General features: G+C 72.8%; 16 protein-coding genes. 8 read left to right on the forward strand and 8 right to left on the reverse strand.

Going from position 1 to position 18,231, the window contains the following annotated elements:
- Window positions 1-16: 16 nt before the first annotated feature.
- The 3 genes from M4486_RS13400 to M4486_RS13410 form a co-directional block, all read right to left on the reverse strand.
- Complete coding sequence (locus M4486_RS13400; protein ID WP_249477746.1) at window positions 17-844, reverse strand: SDR family oxidoreductase; 828 nt, start codon at window positions 842-844, stop codon at window positions 17-19.
- A 132-nt stretch (window positions 845-976) separates the two neighbouring features.
- The gene (locus M4486_RS13405) at window positions 977-1,579 is read right to left on the reverse strand and encodes a pyridoxine/pyridoxamine 5'-phosphate oxidase (RefSeq protein WP_249477747.1); all 603 of its coding nucleotides are present in this window, start codon (window positions 1,577-1,579) and stop codon (window positions 977-979) included.
- Window positions 1,580-1,776: 197 nt separating this feature from the next.
- A complete protein-coding gene (locus M4486_RS13410; protein ID WP_249477748.1) occupies window positions 1,777-3,180 on the reverse strand; it encodes a hypothetical protein in 1,404 nt (467 codons plus the stop codon).
- A 118-nt stretch (window positions 3,181-3,298) separates the two neighbouring features.
- Here M4486_RS13410 and M4486_RS13415 point away from each other — a divergent pair, with 118 nt between their 5' ends.
- On the forward strand, window positions 3,299-4,006 hold the full coding sequence (locus M4486_RS13415) for an NADPH-dependent F420 reductase (protein WP_249477749.1): 708 nt from the start codon (window positions 3,299-3,301) through the stop codon (window positions 4,004-4,006).
- Between the two features lie 12 nt (window positions 4,007-4,018).
- A complete protein-coding gene (locus tag M4486_RS13420; protein WP_249477750.1) occupies window positions 4,019-5,269 on the forward strand; it encodes a phosphotransferase family protein in 1,251 nt (416 codons plus the stop codon).
- Between the two features lie 143 nt (window positions 5,270-5,412).
- Here M4486_RS13420 and gdhA read toward each other — a convergent pair whose 3' ends face one another.
- Window positions 5,413-6,756 (reverse strand): NADP-specific glutamate dehydrogenase, encoded by a 1,344-nt coding sequence (gene gdhA, locus M4486_RS13425; RefSeq protein ID WP_152353880.1) that lies wholly within the window; start codon window positions 6,754-6,756, stop codon window positions 5,413-5,415.
- Window positions 6,757-7,084: 328 nt separating this feature from the next.
- Here gdhA and M4486_RS13430 point away from each other — a divergent pair, with 328 nt between their 5' ends.
- Window positions 7,085-8,296: an MFS transporter gene (locus M4486_RS13430; protein ID WP_249477751.1), complete on the forward strand. Its 1,212-nt coding sequence runs from the start codon at window positions 7,085-7,087 to the stop codon at window positions 8,294-8,296.
- A gap of 15 nt (window positions 8,297-8,311) precedes the next feature.
- Here M4486_RS13430 and M4486_RS13435 read toward each other — a convergent pair whose 3' ends face one another.
- The 3 genes from M4486_RS13435 to M4486_RS13445 form a co-directional block, all read right to left on the reverse strand.
- Entirely contained in the window at window positions 8,312-8,929 is a 618-nt protein-coding gene (locus M4486_RS13435) for a TetR/AcrR family transcriptional regulator (protein ID WP_249477752.1), read from the reverse strand.
- Window positions 8,930-8,936: 7 nt separating this feature from the next.
- Window positions 8,937-9,356, reverse strand: a complete 420-nt coding sequence (locus M4486_RS13440; RefSeq protein WP_249477753.1) for a hypothetical protein — start codon at window positions 9,354-9,356, stop codon at window positions 8,937-8,939.
- An 83-nt stretch (window positions 9,357-9,439) separates the two neighbouring features.
- The gene (locus M4486_RS13445; protein ID WP_249477754.1) at window positions 9,440-10,798 is read right to left on the reverse strand and encodes an NtaA/DmoA family FMN-dependent monooxygenase; all 1,359 of its coding nucleotides are present in this window, start codon (window positions 10,796-10,798) and stop codon (window positions 9,440-9,442) included.
- A gap of 284 nt (window positions 10,799-11,082) precedes the next feature.
- On the opposite strand from M4486_RS13445, the gene M4486_RS13450 reads away from it, so the two are divergent.
- Genes M4486_RS13450 through M4486_RS13470 form a run of 5 tightly spaced genes read left to right on the forward strand, consistent with a single transcriptional unit; the run spans window position 11,083 to window position 17,608 of the window.
- Window positions 11,083-12,738, forward strand: a complete 1,656-nt coding sequence (locus tag M4486_RS13450) for an ABC transporter substrate-binding protein (protein ID WP_249477755.1) — start codon at window positions 11,083-11,085, stop codon at window positions 12,736-12,738.
- 1 nt (window position 12,739) lies between these two features.
- Window positions 12,740-13,747, forward strand: a complete 1,008-nt coding sequence (locus M4486_RS13455) for an ABC transporter permease (RefSeq protein ID WP_249477756.1) — start codon at window positions 12,740-12,742, stop codon at window positions 13,745-13,747.
- Window positions 13,744-14,637, forward strand: coding sequence for an ABC transporter permease (locus M4486_RS13460; RefSeq protein WP_249477757.1), 894 nt, complete (start codon window positions 13,744-13,746; stop codon window positions 14,635-14,637). The genes M4486_RS13455 and M4486_RS13460 overlap by 4 nt, the downstream gene beginning before the upstream one ends.
- Window positions 14,634-16,310, forward strand: a complete 1,677-nt coding sequence (locus M4486_RS13465; RefSeq protein ID WP_249477758.1) for a dipeptide ABC transporter ATP-binding protein — start codon at window positions 14,634-14,636, stop codon at window positions 16,308-16,310. Before M4486_RS13460 ends, M4486_RS13465 begins: the two co-directional genes overlap by 4 nt.
- Window positions 16,307-17,608: an acyl-CoA dehydrogenase family protein gene (locus M4486_RS13470; RefSeq protein WP_249477759.1), complete on the forward strand. Its 1,302-nt coding sequence runs from the start codon at window positions 16,307-16,309 to the stop codon at window positions 17,606-17,608. Before M4486_RS13465 ends, M4486_RS13470 begins: the two co-directional genes overlap by 4 nt.
- Window positions 17,609-17,667: 59 nt before the next feature.
- Here M4486_RS13470 and M4486_RS13475 read toward each other — a convergent pair whose 3' ends face one another.
- Entirely contained in the window at window positions 17,668-18,207 is a 540-nt protein-coding gene (locus M4486_RS13475) for an O-acetyl-ADP-ribose deacetylase (protein WP_249477760.1), read from the reverse strand.
- Window positions 18,208-18,231 lie beyond the last annotated feature (24 nt).

Here is an 18,231-nt window from a genome sequence, read left to right on the forward strand (position 1 = left end):
ACCCCCGCCGCCCTGCTCATGCCACGAGCCACTGGTCGAGGGTGAGGTCGTCGACGATGGTGCCCTCGGACGACGGCACGAGCACGCCCCCGGCGAGCTGCCTGCCCAGGTACGGGTACTCCGCGACCAGGCTCGGCGAGCGCCCGGCGACGCTGCCGCGGGAGCCCAGGATCCTGCGCACGAGCTGTGCGGACGTCATCTCCTCCGGTCCGCGCAGGCGGACGATCCGATTGCGCGGGTCCTCGCCGTCCTCGGGCGCGAGGCGCGCGTTCTGGCCGGGGACGATCTCCGGGACGACGCCGCGGCCGGTCGCGATGATCTCCTCGGCGATGTGGTCGGCGGCGCGCTCGGTCGCCAGCGGCGCCATGCGCATCTGCGGCAACACGGCGACGGGACCGAGGCTCGCCTGGGCGACCATCTGCTCGCCGAGCTCGAACCACTGCGCGGAGCGGATGATCGTGGTGGGGATCGGCGCCGCCCGGTAGCCGCGCTCCTGCGCGCACTTGCCCCGGTAGTAGCCGAAGCCGAGGGCGGCGCCCGGCTTGGTGACCCCGGCGATCGAGATGCACACGACGCGTCCCGCGCCGCCCTTCTTCGCCGCCGCGGCGATGTTCTTCGCGCTGCGGGCGAAGAAGCGCACGGCCGGCGTCGCGCGGATCGTGGCGATGTTCGTCGCGTCGACGACCACGTCCGCGCCCTCGAGAGCGGCCTCGAGCCCCTCCCCGGTCTCCGTGTTCACGCCGCTCGCGCGGCTGAGTCGCCTCACGTCGTTCCCGGCCGCCTCCAGGCGGTCGGCGACGAGAGATCCGATGGTTCCAGTGGCCCCGAGAACAGCGATGTCCATGGGGCCACTGTAGGGCCGACGGCCGATCTGCGGACCCAGGCTTCGCGTTCGTTCATGTCGGGCTCGGGCGGAGTTCGCGGACATGCGGACGGCGGAGCCGGGAGGAAGCGGTGGAGGGGGAGGAGGGCGCGGTCAGCCGGCGGGCGTCGGGACGGGGCCGTGGGTCCAGGTGCGCGCGGCGGCGCTCGACGGGGCGGTCGCGTCGGGATCGGCCTGGCCCTGGGCCGTGTACTCGATCCGCGTGTGCTGGCGGTCCTCCCGCGCCTGCATGAACTCGAAGGCGCTCGGGACCAGGGCGTACACCTGCCAGTCGGGATTGGGATCACCGGTGAAGCTGGGGCGCGAGGCCCAGTCGGCCTGGGACGCCTCGTCGTCGAGCGCGATGACCGTGCCGGTGATGCGCACCTGCCGCCCGGACTCGCGCCAGAAGAAGATCATCGACGCCTTCGCGTCCTGCTCGAGCTGCGCTCCCTTGCGGGAGGTGCGGTGGGTCGAGACCTGGTAGCCGCCGTCCTCGATGTCCTTGAGGATGAGCGTGCGGCCGACGGGGAATCCCGCCTCGTCCACGGTCGTGAACGTCATCGCGTGGGGCTGGCGCGCTCCGCTCGCGATCGCCTCCTCGAGCCAGTCGCGGAAGAGCGTCTCGGGGTCCTCGGGGACGGAGTCGGGGTCGAGGACGGGAAGATCGGCCGGGAATGCGGGGAGCTTCCGCAGACGGTCGCGCAGCTCAGTCATCGGGGAGGTCGCCTCTCTGCTGGACGATGCCGGAACGGGCGCGGTCCACTGTACGGCGGCGGGCGGCCTGGAGGCGGGTGGGTCGGAGGCGGGTGGGTCGGCGGGCGGAAAGGCTTCGATGTCTCCGGGCGAGGCCTCAACGCGTATATGGGCGTGAGGTCTCACCCAGAGACATCGAAGCGGGGGATCCGGTGCGCTCAGGCGGCCTCGTCCTCCGCGTGATCCTCGTGGTCGTGGCCCTCCTCGGAGTGCTCGCCGCCGTCGTCGGCACCCGGGGAGACCTCGTACTCGCCCGAGGCGGCGCCCGTGGTCACCTGCATCTCGTGGGGGACCTCCGGCAGGTCGATCTCCTGGTACGCCTTGCCCGTGTCGATGTCGACGAGCGTGAGCTTCTTGTTCTTCGAGTCGGCGACGAAGGCGGTGCCGTCGGCGACCGAGAGCATCGGCCCGGCCTCCTGCCACTGGTCGGGCTCGGTCCACTCCTCGGCGACCTTCGTCTCGTGCAGGACCTTGCCGCTCTCGGGGTCGAGGATGTTCAGCTCGCCGTCGGCCGTGAGGACGAGCGCCTCGCCGTCGGGCCCGCGGTCCAGGGAGCGGAACCAGTACTCCGAGCCCAGGTCGACGGTGTCGAAGGAGCCGTCGCGGGTGTCCAGCAGGCCCACCTTCGTGGGGCGCTCGATGCCGCCCTCGGGGTCCTCCTCGACCTTGTAGTCGGTGAGGACGATCGGCGAGTCCTCATGCCCCTGCTGGTTGCCCGAGCGCTGGAAGTCCTCGTCGACGTCGATCTTGTGGAACGTCCCGTCCTTGTACATGACGGGGCCGTTCTCGCAGCCCAGGGTGACGACGTCGCCGCCCTCCGTCGCCTTCGCGGCGGCCTCGCCGTGGACGCCCGGGCAGTCCCCGGTCTTCGCCGTGACCTTGCCGTTCTCGTCCTCGACAACGACGGTGTGGCGCTCGTCCTCCGTGCCGACGGTGTGCAGCAGCGACCCGTCGGACAGCGGCACGGCGACGCCGTGGTGCGGGGCGTCGGTCCGCGTCTCGGCGACGGTCTTCAGCTGTCCGTCCGCGAGGGCAGTGGAGTCGAAGACGGTGATCGCGCCGGTGCCGTCGGCGAAGGTCGCGGTCCTCTCGCCGTGGGGGACGACGTGGCCGGGCTCCTCGGCGGGGATCGTGACGTCGGAGAGCAGGGCCGGGTCCTGCGTGTAGTAGTGGAAGTGGTCGCCGTGCGCCTGGGCGATGAGGCCGGTGTCGTAGGCGGTGATCGAGGATCCGGCGCTGACCATGACGCTGCGGCCGTCGCCCGAGGGATTCAGACGCACGTACCCCTCGACGGGAGTCTCGTCGATGACCTCGCCGTCCGAGGAGTCGAGCGTGGTCACGCCGCCCTCGTGGGCGAGGACGATGCGCGGGGTGAGCGCGCCGACCTCGGTGCGGTCGGAGGCGGCCTGCGCCGCAGACTTCTTCGAGTCCTCGCCGTCGGAGGCGGCGGACTCCCCGCCCCCGGCTCCGCATCCGGAGAGGGCGAGCATCGAGGCGGAGACGGAGGCGACGAGAAGCCCCCATCGTCGCCGCTTGGTGAGAATGGTTCCTGAGTGGGTCATGCGCAGGACCGTAGCATGTTCTGAGAACGGTTCGCATCTTGGTGTCGGGGTTGGCCCGCGCATCAACAGGGGTAAGGGTGTCGTCCGGGCGCACGAGCCCGCGGGCTAGGGTCGGACCATGGCAGACCCACAGTCCCTACCCACCATCGGCACCATCGGAGCCGGGCACATCGGATCGACAGTCGCGCGCCTGGCGCAGGCCTCCGGGATCGACGTGGTGCTCAGCAACAGCCGTGGGCCTTCGACTCTCGAGGACCTGGCCCAGGACATCGGTTCGCACGTTCGAGCCGGCACCACGGCCGAGGCCGCAGCGAGCGACATCGTGGTGCTCACCGTGCCGCTCCTGACGCTGACCTCGCTCGATCCCGAGCTGCTCGCGGGACGCATCGTCGTGGACACCATGAACCACTACCCCGAGCGCGACGGGAAGATCCCCGCACTCGATTCCGGCGCGACCACTTCGGGCCTCACCGCGGCACACTTCCCCGACGCGCGCGTCGTCAAGGGTCTGAACAACATCGTGTACTCGCACCTGCTGGCTCTCGCGCGTCCGAGCGGCGCACCGGACCGATCGGCCCTGCCGATCGCGGGCGATGACGCCGACGCCAAGGCCGAGGTCACCCACCTTCTCGACGCTCTCGGCTACGACGCCCTCGACGCCGGGCCCCTGAGCGAGGGATGGCGCTTCGAACGCGGACGCGAGGCCTACACGCTCCCCTACGCAGCCGATCCCGAGGCGCTCCGCGCGAGCACGCCCGGGGCACGCCCCAAGGGCGCGCGCCCGGCGAGCACCGACGTGCTGCGCCGCGCGCTTGCGGAGGCGTGAGCGGAGGGCACGATGGCCAGCACGTCCTCCGCTGCCGCGGCCTCTGCGGCGCCCACTCCCCCAGCGGCCGCCTCGTCGGAGATGGGCGAGCGGATCCGGCGCGCGTGGCATGAGGAGACCCTGCTGCTCCCCCTGCGGGACGCAGATCATGCACGGCGCCTTCCGGGCCAGTCCAAGCGTTCACGGCTCGCCGGTCTGGGAGGGCCCGCGCAGGTCGAGCTGCTGGGCACGGGCGAGACCTTCGCCGCCTGGCGCCTGAGCGCGGAGGACGGCACCGCTCTGCTGGTGCGGATCCCCTGGCACACTCCTGCCCACCCCCTGGCCGATGAGCTCGCCGCTCTCACCCAGCTGCCGCCCGACGTCGGCCCCGAGCCCCTCGCCCTGCACGACGACGCGGAGTCGAGCCCCCTCGGGGCCCCGTATCTGGTGACGACGCCCGTGCCCGGTCGGATCCTGGCGCCGCCGCGGTGGACCCGCGGCCACCTCACGGCACACGCCGATCGTCTCGCCCACCTGCATCGGGTGGCCACGCCGGGACGCGGCCCGGTGTCACTCGGAGCCGATCCGTGGGACCGCATGGAGCCGGTTCGCCTCTCGCTCCTCGAGCTCTTCGAGGCCGACACCGAGTCGGTGGACGAGGCGGCCCTCGCGAGGATCGGCGGCACGGGCGTGCTGCGCTCCGCCGCGCGACGACTGGGGGAGGCCGACTCCGCGTTCGCCGACCTCGAGGGATTCGTGCTCAGCCACGGCGACCTGTGCGCGACGAACATCGTGTGGGACGCGCAGGTGCCCCGCTTCATCGACTTCGAGTGGGCGATGGGCGACGATCCGGCGCGGGACCTCGCGATCATCGGAGGCGCAGTGCACGGCGGCCCCTGGTACGTGCCGCTCACCGAGGAGGACATCGAGGCCTTCGTGGGCAGCTACCTGCACGCGCGCACACGGCTCGACGATGCGTCCGAGCTGCCGCGCCTCGAGGGCCAGGCGCCGCCGCTCCCCGCACCGACGCTCGATCCTGCTGGCCTGCGCGCCCGTCGGGATGCGTGGGAGATCTACGAGAAGACCGCGATGCTGCTGCACGTCGCGAGGCGGGTCACCGATCGCGGCGACGCAGGTCGGGGCGGGGCGGATCGGGTCGGGGCCGCACACGACGGGGCCGACGGGACTGCCGATGCGCCCGCGTCCACCGCCGCCCACGACCCCTACGCCACGGCGCTTCCCATCCTGCGCGACACCCTCCGCGCCCGCCTCGGCGCCGACTGACCGACGCCCTGGACAGCCCGAGCCAGCCGGAGACAGCTCGAGAGGTACGAAACGGTTGCCAAGATCGATCTTGGCAACCGTTTCGTACCTCTCGACGGACGCGGCGGCCGGCGCAGGTCGCCCTGCGCCGGCCGCGCTGCGGATCAGATGACGCCGAAGGCGATCATCGCGTCGGCGACCTTGCGGAAGCCGGCGACGTTCGCGCCCACCACGTAGTCGCCGGGGCGGCCGTACTCCTCGGCCGTCTCGAGGCAGGTGCGGTGGATGCCGACCATGATGTCGGTGAGACGGCCCTCGGTGTAGTCGAAGGACCAGGCGTCGCGCGAGGCGTTCTGCTGCATCTCCAGGGCGCTGGTCGCGACGCCGCCGGCGTTCGCGGCCTTGCCGGGGCCGTAGGCGATGCCCGCCTCGCGGAACACCTCGACGGCGTCGGGAGTGCAGGGCATGTTCGCGCCCTCGGAGACCGCCTTGACCCCGTTCTTGACGAGGGTGCGGGCGGCGTCGGCGTCGAGCTCGTTCTGGGTGGCGCTAGGCAGGGCGATGTCCACGGGGACGTCCCACACGCTGCCGCCCTCGACGAAGCGGGAGCGGCCGCCGCGGCGATCGGCGTACTCGGCGATGCGGCCGCGCTCGACCTCCTTGATCTGCTTGAGCAGCTCGAGGTCCAGGCCGTCCTCGTCCACGACGTAGCCGGAGGAGTCCGAGGCGGTCACGGCGATGCCGCCCAGCTGGGCGGTCTTCTCCGCCGCGTAGATCGCGACGTTGCCGGAGCCGGAGATCGCGACCTTGCGGCCGTCGAAGGACTCGCCGCGGGCCTTGAGCATCTCGTCGGCGAAGATGGCCGCGCCGTAGCCGGTGGCCTCCTTGCGCACGAGCGAGCCGCCCCAGTCCAGGCCCTTGCCGGTGAGGGTGCCGGCCTCGTACTTGTTGGTCAGGCGCTTGTACTGGCCGAACAGGTAGCCGATCTCGCGGGCGCCCACGCCGATGTCGCCCGCGGGGACGTCGGTGTACTCGCCGATGTGGCGGTGCAGCTCCGTCATGAAGGACTGGCAGAAGCGCATGACCTCGCCGTCGGAGCGGCCGTGCGGGTCGAAGTCGGACCCGCCCTTGCCGCCGCCGATGGGCAGACCGGTCAGGGAGTTCTTGAAGATCTGCTCGAAGCCGAGGAACTTCACGATGCCCACGTTCACCGAGGGGTGGAAGCGCAGGCCGCCCTTGTACGGGCCCAGCGCCGAGTTGTACTCGACGCGGAAGCCGCGGTTGACCTGGACGGTGCCCTGGTCATCGACCCACGGGACACGGAAGATGATCTGGCGCTCCGGCTCGCACAGGCGGGTGATGATGCCCTGGTCCGTGTACTCGGGGTGGCGGTCCTGGATGACCTCCAGCGACGAGAACACCTCGCGCACGGCCTGGTGGAACTCCGGCTCTCCCGGGTTGCGACGCAGTACAGCGTCGTAGGTCTCCTGCAGGGTCGAATCGAGCATCGCGGTCCTTTCGCTCGGGGCAGGTGAGGGCACACAGGTGTGCCCGGGCCTTCAACAGGTGGGGCGCTGAGGACACAATACGAGCCATGGCGTCTCACGTCACGGGACGATCGTCCTGCGGGACGGGACGAGGGGCCGACGGGGCCGCATGGCCGGCAGACTGTCGCGGCGTCGCCCTCTCCACGTCTTCTCCTCGCGCGCGTTCTCGCGACCCCTCGCGGGACCCTCGCGCGCGCGTTCCCGCGGAGCGTACAGTCGTACACATGACCGCTCTTCGACCGGCCCGGGCCGCGGCGCCCCGGCCCGACTCCGCCGCGCCCGCTGGGCGGTGGCGGCGCTGTTCCTCACCAACGGCGCCCTCCTCGCCAACGTGCTCCCCCGCTACCCCGAGATCAAACAGGGCCTGGGGCTCGCGAACTCCACGTACGGGCTGGCCATCGCCGCATTCCCCACCGGCGCGATCCTCGCCGGGCTCGCGGCGGCGCCCGCGATCCGGCGCCTCGGATCGGCCCGTGCGGCGACCATCGGCACGGTGCTGACGGCGCTCGCGCTGCTGATGGTCTCGGCCGCGCCGTCGGCCGCGATGTTCGCGCTCGCCCTGGGCCTCGCGGGCGCGTGCGACGCGATCACGGACGTCGCCCAGAACGCCCACGGGCTGCGCGTGCAGCGCGCCTACCGCCGCTCGATCCTCAACTCGTTCCACGCGGTGTGGTCGATCGGAGCGGTGCTGGGCGGCTCGATGGCGGCCGCCGCGATCGCCCTCCGCCTGCCGCTCGGGATCCACCTGACGGTCTCGGCGGTGCTCTTCGCCGTGATCTCGCTGGTCGCACTGCGCTTCTGCCTGCCAGGGAAGGACGAGGGAGCGCAGGACGCACCGGCGTCGGACTCTGCGCCGGCCTCCGTCCCGGAGCCGGAACCCGAGCACGCGGAGACAGAGCGCGCGGAGCCCGGCGCGGGCTCGTCGGCCGCCGGCCCCCGCGTCCCCACCCGCACCCTGCTGCTGCTCGCGGCGCTGGTGGTGCTCGCGATCGGCGGCACCGTCGTCGAGGACTCCGGCAACTCGTGGGCCGCACTGTTCCTCGGGCGCGACCTGGGCGCGAGCGCGGCCGTCGCCGCCTACGGGTACATCGCGCTGGTCGGGGCGCAGTTCGTCGGCCGCCTCATCGGGGACCGCATGGTCGACCGCTTCGGCCAGCGGGCAGTTGCCCGGGCGGGCGGGCTCCTCATCGCCGTCGGCATGGCCGCGGCCCTCGCGGTCGCCACGGTCCCCGCCGTCATCCTCGGCTTCGCCGCGGCGGGCCTGGGCTGCGCGACGCTCGTCCCCGCCGCCATGGGGCATGCCGACGAGCTGCCCGGACTGCGCCACGGCACCGGGCTGACCGTGGTCTCCTGGCTGATGCGCCTCGGCTTCCTCGCCTCGCCCCCGGTGGTCGGGCTGATCGCCGATGCCGCATCCCTGCGTGTCGGCCTGCTGGTGGTGCCAGTCGCGGGTCTCGCCGTCATCGTCGCGGCGGGCGCGCTGCGCGGCCGGCGCACGTGATCGAGGGGGCGGAACTCAGCCCTCGTCGGCCCCACGCGCGATCCGCGCGAGGGCGTCGGCCGCGAGGCCCTCGCTCGCGGGATCCGCGTGCAGGGCGCGGTGGATCGTGAGCCCCTCGTTCATGGCGTCGAGGATCTGCCCGGTGCGCGGGTCGACGAAGGGGTCGAGGGTCGCGCGGGTGCGCGTCATCCAGGTGGTGGTGATGTCGCGGAACTCGGGCCTGCGTGCGGCGAGCGTGTAGAGCTCGAGGGTGAGGACCAGATCCCGCTGCGTGGCCAGGACGTCCTCATCGATGTTCCGGCTGAACTCGGCGAGCGCGTCGTCGAGGTCCTCGGCCGCGGCCATGCGCCGCTCGGCCTGCTGGGCGACGGAGTCGGCGAATCGGGTGAAGGCCTCGCGGAGCAGGTCGTCCATGCCGTTGAAGTGGTAGGTCATCGAGCCGAGGGGGACGTCGGCCGCGGCGGCGACGCGGCGGTGCGAGGTGCCCGCCAGCCCGTGCTCGGCGATCACGTCGAGGCACGCGTCGATGATGCGGTCGCGGCGATCCGGGTCGTGCCGGCGCGGACGGGGGAGGCGGGCAGCGCGCGGACGCGACGCCGGGTCGTCGTCCTGCTCGATCGAGGAGGGGCTCATCGCACCCTCAGCCCCGCCCGCCGTGCACGAGCGCGTGGAGACGATCGACGAACGCCCGGGACGTCCGCTCGCTCGCGGACATCACGCGGAGAGGTCGCTTCCCCCGCACGCGGATGCGGACGATGCCGCTGACGAGCCACGGGCGGAACTCCGCGCCCAGCACCTCCGCCGGGGCCGCCTGCTGCTTGAGGCGCCAGGGCTGGAAGGGCAGCTGGCGCATGCGCATCACGCGCTGGTCCGTGATGACCAGGATCGAGTCCCACCAGGTCCATCCCTCGCCCTCGAGCGCGAGCAGCACCGTCTCGTCGTCCCGCAGGAACTTCTGGGCGAAGCGCCTCCAGGCGACTGCCGGCGGCGCCTTGCCCTCCTCATCGCTCGCGCCGAGCGCGGCGACGAGGGAGGCGAGGGTGTCGGAGGTCTGCGTCACCCGGTCGAGTCTAGGCCCGCCGACCGCGCCGCCGTTCGCCGACCGCGCCGCCGCCCGGCGCCTGGCCCCCTCGCCCCGAGGCCTCAGACCCCGACGCCCTCGAAGGCGCCGCGGAACCTGGCCGCGGGATGCGAGTCCGGCAGCCGGTCGGTGCCCGAGAGCCGCCCGCGCAGGGTGCCGTCCCGCTGCGGCAGGCGCCCGCGCTCGCGCAGGATCGGCGAGACCAGCTCGGCGAAGTCCCGCACGGTGTCGAAGGAGTGGTACTGGCGCAGGTTGATGCCGTCGATGCCCTCGACGTCGAGCCAGTGCTCGATCGCGTCGGCCACGACCTCGGGGGTCCCGGCGACGAAAAAGCGGTCCTGCCAGGCCTCGTCGACCGCGTCGAGCAGGTCGCCGACGGTCTCGTGCGCCCCCTTGCGGCCGACGGGGGTGTCGGCGGGGAGGCCCTCGATCTCGAGTGCCTCGGCGATGGTGCGCTCGCGCGGGTGGTCGAGCGCGCGGATCGGCACGGACTGGTGGACGAGCATGCCCTCGGTCGAGCGGTGCGCCTTGTAGCGGGCGAGCTTCTCGTCGACCTCCTCCTGGGTGGGGGCGGTGATCACGGCCGCCTGGACCACGAACTTCGGGTCCGTTGCCTCGCGCCCAGCCGCCACGGCGGCCTCGCGCACGGCGGGCACGGTGCGCTCGAGCAGCGGGCCGTGGGTGAAGACGATCTCGGCGTGCTCGCCGGCCCGCTTCGCGCCCGCGGGAGAGGCGGTCGCGAGGATCAGCGTGGGCGTGCGCTGCGGGGACGGTTCGGCCAGGTGCGGGCCGGCGACGCGGAAGTTCGCGCCCTCGTGGTCGATCCGGTGCACCTTCGCGGGGTCGGTGTAGACCGCGCCCTCGGCGTCGCGCACCACGGCGCCGTCGTCCCAGGAGCCCTCCCACAGCTTGTAGAGGACCTCGAGGTACTCGTCGGCGATCTCGTAGCGGTGATCGTGCTCGATCTCCTCGGAGAGGCCGAAGTTGCGGGCGGCGTTGGGCAGGTAGGAGGTGACGATGTTCCAGCCCACGCGGCCGCCGGTGAGGTGGTCGAGCGTCGACATGCGGCGCGCGAAGGCGAAGGGCGGCTCGTAGCTCGTGGAGAAGGTGATGCCGAAGCCCAGGCGCTCGGTGACGGCGGCCATCGCCGGGACCACCAGCATCGGATCGTTGCTGGGGATCTGCAGCCCCTCGCGCAGCGCGGTCTCGGCGGAGCCTCCGTAGACGTCGTAGGCACCCTGGACGTCGGCCAGGAAGATCGCGGTGAACCCGCCGTCCTCGGCGATCCGCGCGAGCTCCGTCCAGTAGTCCAGCTCGGTGTAGCGGTGGCGGTTGTTCCCGGGCAGGCGCCAGAGTCCGTGCGTGATGTGGCCGACGCAGTTCATCTCGAACAGGTTGAGGATGAGCGGTTTGGGCGACATGGACCGTCCTGGGTGATCGGCGGGTGCGGGTGGGGCTCGACGCCCTGCACTCTCCGCCGCCGGGCCGCGCAGGCGCATCCCGTGTGACGGCGCATGACGGCGGATGCCGCCGCCCGCCCGCGCCGGGCACGCGGGCGACGTCCGGCGCCGCAGGCCGTCACAAACCTTTGGTGGCTCATCACTCCTGCTTAGGGTCGGGCGGGTCCGACCGGATCCGACGCCGATCCCGTGCCCCGCCACCGCCTCGTCCCAGCACATCCCGCCCCGCACACCAGGAGCCGCCCATGCGACCCCGCCCCGCCCTCGCCGCCGTCGTCGCGGCCGCCGTCCTCGCGGTGCTCGCCGGCTGCGGGACCGCCGACCCCTCCGCCTCCCTGCCCGCGGGCACGAAGGAGGGCGGCGACCTCGTGTACGCCACCGACCGCGAGCCCACCTGCCTGGACCCCCACAACAGCGGCGACATGCCGCAGACCTACATCGCCCGCCAGTACCTCGACTCGCTGGTCTCGATGAAGGCCGACGGCACGGTCGTGCCCTGGCTCGCCCAGTCCTGGCACGTGTCCAAGGACGGTCGGACCTACGACTTCGACCTGAAGAAGGGCGTGGAGTTCACCGACGGGGAGCCGCTGGACGCGGACGCGGTGGTCGCGAACTTCGAGCAGATCATGGACCCGGACACGCAGTCCTCGACCGACCTGCTGTACCTCTCTCCGTACTTCGAGAAGGCCACCGCGGTCTCCGAGCACACGGTGCGCGTAACCCTCAAGCGCTCCTATTCGCCGCTGCTCACGGTGCTCTCGCAGGCGTTCTTCGGCATCGAGTCACCGAAGGCGATGGCCCGCGGGCTCGAGGCGAACTGCGCGGCGCCCGTCGGCACCGGCCCCTTCAAGGTCGCCGAGTGGAAGCGGAACCAGGAGGTCGTGCTGGTGCGCAACGACGACTACGACTCCGCCCCGGCCGACGCGAAGCACCAGGGCCCCGCCTATCTCGAGAAGGTCACCTGGCGGTTCCTCAAGGACAACACCGCGCGCTTCGGCGCCCTGCAGTCCGGGAAGGCGCAGGCCATCTTCAACCTCCCGCCCGAATCCGTGCCCGCGGCGAGCGCCGACTCCCGCATCGACACCGACGACTTCGTGCACTCCGGCGTGCCCTTCGCGCTGGACTTCAACACCGACAGCCCGCAGCTGTCCGATGTGCGCGTGCGCCGGGCGATCGTGCATGCGGCCGACGCCCCCGGGATCGTCGAGAGCGCCTACGGGGGCGTGTTCCCCTACGAGGGCAACGCACTGTCCAGCGGCACCCCGGACTACGACGAGAACTACCACGAGCCCTTCCCCTACGACCCGGACAAGGCCGCAGCGCTGCTGGACGAGGCCGGGTGGACGGGCCGCGACGCGGACGGCTACCGCACGAAGGACGGGAAGACCCTCACGCTGCGCCTGCCGTACAACTCGGATCCCGGGGAGACGCCACCGGCGGACCTCACGATCTTCCAGAACTTCCAGGCCATGGAGAAGCGGGCCGGGATCAAGGTGGAGCTGCAGCCGAAGGACGCGGCCTCGATGACCGCGATCAAGCAGGACCCCACCGGCTACGACGTCAAGGGCGGCTACTGGAACAGCCCCACGCCCGGCGTCATGTACATCAAGTTCTCCCAGGAGACCCTCGACATCGACAACGGGCAGAACGTGGCGCGCGACTTCGACGACGAGCTCGATCGGACCCTCGTGCAGGCAGCCGGCACCACCGACCCCGAGAAGCAGCAGCAGCTGTACTCCAAGGCCCAGGGGATCCTCACGTCCCAGGCCTGGCACCTGCCGCTCTATCCCGTCCAGACGCGCCTGGCGACGAGGTCCGACCAGGTCCGGGACATCTGGATCGAGCCCAGCGAGGGCGAGCCCGTGCTGCACGACGCCTACCTGATCCGGGACGGAGCCTGAGATGACCGCAGAGACAGCAATCGCCCCCTCCGGCCCGCGCCCCGCGCTCCTCGCCCGCCTGCGCGCCTCCCTCGGCGGGCGGATCGCCCTGCGGATCCTCTCCGCCCTCGTCCTGCTGTGGGCCGTCGCGACCATCGTGTTCTTCCTGCAGCACCTGGTGCCGGGTGATCCGGCGCTCGCGATCCTGGGCGGCGCCTCGGCGAACCCGCCGCCGGAGACCGTCGCCGCGGTGCGCGCGCAGTACGGCTTCGACCAGCCCCTGCTCGCGCAGTACGCGGACTTCCTGGGCGGTCTGGTGCGCGGGGACCTCGGCAGCTCGTACACGATGAAGGAGCCGGTGGCCCGGATCATCGCCGAGCAGATCGTCCCCACCCTGCAGCTGACCGGCGCGTCCCTCGCGATCGCCTGGGCGATCGCGATCGGCAGCACCCTGCTCACGGCCGCCCGTCCCGGCCTCGCCGCGCGCATCGGCTCGGGCCTCGAGGTGGTACTCGCCGCCCTCCCCCACTTCTGGCTCGGCGTGGTGCTGCTCGTCGTGTTCGCGGTGACCCTGCACTGGCTGCCCGTGGTCGACGACGGCCCGGCGGGACTCGTGCTGCCCGCGCTCACCCTGGGCGTGCCGCTCGGCGGCTTCCTCGCCCAGGTCACGCGGGACGAGTTCGACGCCGCCTCCCGCCAGCCCTTCGTGCTCTCTGCTCTCTCGCGCGGCACGCGCCCCCGTGACGTGCGGTGGCGCCACGTCCTGCGCCATGCCGCCCTGCCGGGGATCGCGCTCTCGGGGTGGGGGCTGGGCTCGCTGATCTCCGGCGCGGTCGTGGTCGAGGTGATCTTCTCCCGCCAGGGCATCGGCCAGGTGCTGGTGACGGCCGTGACCTCGCAGGATCTCCCGCTCGTGATCGGGGTGACCTTCGTGGTCGCGCTGGTCTACGTGATCGCGAACATCCTCACCGACCTCGCCGCCGTGGCCGTGGACCCGCGGCTGCGCACCTCGATCGGAGGCGCCTCATGACCGCGCTCGCCACCGCACCGGAGACCGCCGCCCCGGCGGCCGGCTCCCGACCCCGCACCCGACGGACGCGCCCCGCGACCGCCCTGCGCAGCGTGAGCTTCTGGCTCGCGGCCGTGGTCGTCGCCCTGGTGCTGCTCGCGGCGATCGCGCCGGGGCTGCTCGCCCCGCAGGACCCGCTCGAGATCAGCCTCGGCGAGAGCTTCGACGCCCCCAGCGCCGCGCACGTCTTCGGCACCGACCAGTCGGGCCGCGACGTGTTCTCGCGCGTGGTGCACGGCGCCGGGCAGTCGCTCGCGATCGGCCTCGGCGCGACCGCGATCGGCCTCGTCGGGGCGATCGCCCTGGGGCTTCTCGGCGGCCTCGGCGGACGCCTGGCCGACGCCTCGGTGACCCGCGTGATCGAGGTGCTCTACGCCTTCCCCGGGATCCTCCTCGCACTCATCCTCATCGCCGTCTACGGCAGCAGCGCGCTCACGCAGATGGTCGCCGTGGGCGTCGCGACCATGCCCGGCTACGCCCGCATGGTGCGCGGCCAGGTGCTCGCCGTGAAGGGCTCCCTGTACGTGGAGTCCGCCCGCGCGCTCGGCCACTCCCCCGCGCGGATCCTCACGCGCACGATCCTCCCGAACGCCTTCCGCCCGCTCACCGTGCTGGTGACCCTCGGGGTGGGGCAGGCGATCGTGTGGGCCGCGGCGCTGGGCTTCCTGGGCATGGGCGTGCAGCCGCCCACCGCCGAGTGGGGCGCCATGCTCAACGCCGGCCGCACCTACATCCAGCAGGCCTGGTGGATGGACTTCTTCCCCGGCATCACGATCGTCGTCTTCACCCTGTCCCTCACCGTGCTGGGCCGTCACCTGCAGCGCGCCGCCGATTCCGGAGCCTCCCGATGAACGCCCTGATCACCGCAGATAGCCTCTCGGTCGCCTTCGACGGGGACGAGGTCTTGCACGACGTCTCGCTCGCGCTCCGCCCGGGCAGCTGCCTGGGGATCGTGGGCGAGTCCGGCTCCGGGAAGTCGGTGACCGCCCGCAGCCTGCTGGGGCTGAACGGCGAGCGCGCGGAGGTGCGCGCCGATCGTCTCGAGGCGACCGGCACCGACCTGCTGCGGGCGACCGACGCCCAGCTGCGCGCCCTGCGCGGCCGCCGCATCGGCTACGTGCTGCAGGACGCCCTGGTCTCCCTCGATCCGCTGCGCCGCGTGGGCGCGGAGATCGCCGAGCCCCTGCGCGTCCACGGCGTGCCCCGGCGGGCCCGGGAGGGCCGGGTGCACGAGCTGCTCGCGGCCGCCGGCGTCCCCGAGCCCGAGCTGCGGGCCCGTCAGCTGCCCAGCGAGCTCTCCGGCGGGCTGCGCCAGCGCGCGCTGATCGCCGCGGCGCTCGCCCTGGATCCCGACGTCCTGATCGCCGACGAGCCGACCACCGCCCTCGACGTCACCGTGCAGGCGCAGATCCTCTCGCTGCTCGAGGCGAACCTGGCCGCGGGCCGCGCGATCATCCTCATCAGCCACGACCTCGCCGTCGTCGAGCGCCTGGCCGACGAGGTGCTGGTGATGAAGGACGGCCGCGTCGTCGAGCAGGGGCCCACGTCCCAGGTCCTCTCCCGCCCCGCCGACCCGTACACGCGCCGCCTGCTCGCGGCGGTCCCCTCCGCCCGCTCGCGAGGGTCCCGCCTCTCCGACGCGCCGCCGCTCGAGCTCTCGGCGCGGGACCGGGAGCTGCTCGGCGCGCGTCGCGCGGGAGCAGAGCCCGCGGCCGACGGCGCACCCGCTGCCAAGGCCCCGGTGCTGAAGGTCGAGCACGTCTCGAAGCGCTTCCGCGGGCCCGACGGGCGCGAGCGCACCGTCGTGGACGACGTGTCCTTCGCCCTCGCACCGGGCGAGACCCTCGGGATCGTCGGCGAGTCCGGATCCGGGAAGTCGACCACGGCGCGCATCGCCCTGGCCCTCGCCGAGCCGAGCGCGGGGCGCGTGCTTCTCGACGGGGAGGCCTGGTCGGGGCTGCGCGAGCGCCGCCGCCGCTACCGTCGGCGCCGCATCTCCGTGGTGCCGCAGGACCCGCTGGGCTCCTTCGACCCGCGCTGGGACGTCGGCCGCACCATCGCCGACGCGATCCCCGCGGAGGTCGGCGGCTCCTCCCGCAGCGAGGCCCGGTCTCACCGGGTGTCCGAGCTGCTCGAGGCCGTGGGGCTCACCGCGGCGCACGCCCGCCGCCATCCCCTGACCCTCTCCGGCGGGCAGCGCCAGCGCGTCGCGATCGCGCGCGCCCTGGCCACCTCGCCGGAGATCCTGGTGCTCGACGAGCCGGTCTCCGCGCTCGACGTGTCCATCCAGGCGCAGGTCCTCGACCTGCTCGGCGACCTCCAGAAGGCCCTCGGCACCGCGCACCTGTTCATCTCCCACGACCTTGGCGTCGTCCACCACGTGTCCGATCGCGTGCTGGTCATGCAGGCGGGCCGCGTGGTGGAGCAGGGCACCGCCGACGAGGTCTTCTTCCGCCCCCGCCACGACTACACCCGGGAGCTCGTCGCCGCGCTCCCCCACCCGACCCTCCAGGAGACCGCATGAGCACCACCGCCGCACCCGTCGGCCCGACCGACTCGACGACCAAGGCGACCCCGACCGCCCGGACCGACGCCCCCGCGTCGCTCGAGGACCTGCGTGCGCGCTTCACGCCCGTGCTGGCCGAGATCGCGGAGGGCGCGGTCGAGCGCGAGCACGAGCGCCGCCTGCCCTTCGCCGAGGTCCGCGCGCTCGCGGACGCGGGCTTCACGGCGATCACCGTCCCGCGCGAGCAGGGCGGATCCGGGGCCGACGTGGAGGCCCTGTTCGGCCTGCTCATCGACCTCGGTGAGGCCGATTCGAACCTCCCGCAGCTGCTGCGCGCCCACTTCGCCTTCGCCAACGGCCTCCTGCTGGGCGATGAGGAGGAGGACCCGAGCACCTGGCAGCGCCTGCTCGCGGGCGGCGCCGTCTTCGGCAACGCGAGCCATGAGCGCAGCACCGCCCGGGTCGGGGACCTCGCCACGACCGTCGTCCCCGACGGTGAGGACTTCCTGATCAGCGGCGAGAAGGCGTACTCCACCGGGTCGATCTTCGCGGACTGGATCAACGTCACCGCGCAGACGCCCGGCGGCCGCCGCGCCCGCGTGACCGTGCGGCGCGACGATGCCGGCGTCGAGGTGAGAGACGACTGGGACGGCTTCGGTCAGCAGCTCACCGGCAGCGGCACCACGGTGCTGCGCGACGTGCGGGTGCCCGCCTCGCGGGTGCGGATCCGGGGCGGGAGCGCGGACGGCCTGCCGACGCCGCAGACCGCGTTCCTGCAGCTGGTGCTGCTGTCCTCGCTGGTGGGCGTGGGGCGGGCGGCGCTGCGCGACGGCGTCGAGTTCGTGCGCTCGCGCACCCGCGTCTACTCGCAGGGCAGCGGGGCCACCGCGGCGGAGGACCCGCTGGTCCAGGCGGTCGTCGGCCGGCTCTCGGCGAAGCTCGCCGCCGCGAAGGACTCCGTGCTCGCCGCTGCGCGCGTCCTCGGCCGCGCGCAGGACTCGGTGATCCGCGACCATCGCGACGGGGTGGCGGGCTCGGAGCGCTCGCTCGCGCTCATCGACGCGGCCGAGCTGCGCACCGTGCAGGCGCAGCTCACCGCCGTCGACAACGTGCTCGCGGTGACGACCCAGCTGTTCGAGGTGGGCGGCGCCTCGGCGACCTCGCGCGGACGCGCCCTGGATCGGCACTGGCGCAACGCCCGCACCCTGTCCTCGCACAACCCCGCGATCTACCAGGAGCGTGCGATCGGCGACCGGCTGCTCAACGACTCCGAGCTGCTCTACTTCTGGTCGACGGGCGAGAAGAAGAAGAGCTGAGGGGCGAGGAGAGAGACTGCGGCACGAGAAGGAGAGTTGAGCGGCGCCGAGGCGACCGCTCAGACCGTCTCGAGCGCCTCCCGGTACGCCGCGAGGGACGCATCGTCGAACAGCCAGAAGCGGATCTCCTCGAACCCGCCGACCGCGGCCGCGGTCTCCCGCACGGTGCGGATCGCGACTGCTGCCGCGCGCTCGACCGGGAAGCGATAGACGCCGGTCGAGATCGACGGGAAGGCCACGCTGGCCAGGCCGTTCTCGCGTGCGACCTCGAGACTGCGCCGATAGCACGAGGCGAGCTGGGAGTCCTTCTCCTGTCGGCCGGCCTCGTCGGCCCGCGCCGACCAGACGGGGCCGACGGTGTGGATCACGTGGGCCGCGGGCAGGTCGTGCCCGCCGGTGATCTTCGCGTCGCCGGTCTCGCAGCCGTCGAGCGTGCGGCACTCGGCGAGCAGCCCGGGCCCGGCCGCGCGGTGGATCGCGCCGTCGACCCCGCCGCCGCCCAGCAGCGTCGAGTTGGCGGCGTTGACGATCGCGTCGACCTCGCCGTCCGTCGTGATGTCGCCGCGGTGCAGTGTGATCGGGACCGTCGGCTCGCTCATCTGCGCACTTCCCTTCTCACCTCG

It is taken from the genome of Brachybacterium kimchii, assembly GCF_023373525.1.
GTDB lineage: Bacteria > Actinomycetota > Actinomycetes > Actinomycetales > Dermabacteraceae > Brachybacterium > Brachybacterium kimchii.

Bases quoted from the DNA above. Each gene is read 5' to 3' on its own strand.
- gdhA (WP_152353880.1), bottom strand. From the start codon at position 6,756: ATGCTCGATTCGACCCTGCAGGAGACCTACGACGCTGTACTGCGTCGC.
- M4486_RS13475 (WP_249477760.1), bottom strand. From the start codon at position 18,207: ATGAGCGAGCCGACGGTCCCGATCACACTGCACCGCGGCGACATCACG.
- M4486_RS13460 (WP_249477757.1), top strand. From the start codon at position 13,744: ATGACCGCGCTCGCCACCGCACCGGAGACCGCCGCCCCGGCGGCCGGC.
- M4486_RS13465 (WP_249477758.1), top strand. From the start codon at position 14,634: ATGAACGCCCTGATCACCGCAGATAGCCTCTCGGTCGCCTTCGACGGG.
- M4486_RS13400 (WP_249477746.1), bottom strand. From the start codon at position 844: ATGGACATCGCTGTTCTCGGGGCCACTGGAACCATCGGATCTCTCGTC.
- M4486_RS13435 (WP_249477752.1), bottom strand. From the start codon at position 8,929: ATGAGCCCCTCCTCGATCGAGCAGGACGACGACCCGGCGTCGCGTCCG.
- M4486_RS13415 (WP_249477749.1), top strand. From the start codon at position 3,299: ATGGCAGACCCACAGTCCCTACCCACCATCGGCACCATCGGAGCCGGG.
- M4486_RS13450 (WP_249477755.1), top strand. From the start codon at position 11,083: ATGCGACCCCGCCCCGCCCTCGCCGCCGTCGTCGCGGCCGCCGTCCTC.
- M4486_RS13470 (WP_249477759.1), top strand. From the start codon at position 16,307: ATGAGCACCACCGCCGCACCCGTCGGCCCGACCGACTCGACGACCAAG.
- M4486_RS13420 (WP_249477750.1), top strand. From the start codon at position 4,019: ATGGCCAGCACGTCCTCCGCTGCCGCGGCCTCTGCGGCGCCCACTCCC.
- M4486_RS13405 (WP_249477747.1), bottom strand. From the start codon at position 1,579: ATGACTGAGCTGCGCGACCGTCTGCGGAAGCTCCCCGCATTCCCGGCC.
- M4486_RS13445 (WP_249477754.1), bottom strand. From the start codon at position 10,798: ATGTCGCCCAAACCGCTCATCCTCAACCTGTTCGAGATGAACTGCGTC.
- M4486_RS13410 (WP_249477748.1), bottom strand. From the start codon at position 3,180: ATGACCCACTCAGGAACCATTCTCACCAAGCGGCGACGATGGGGGCTT.
- M4486_RS13455 (WP_249477756.1), top strand. From the start codon at position 12,740: ATGACCGCAGAGACAGCAATCGCCCCCTCCGGCCCGCGCCCCGCGCTC.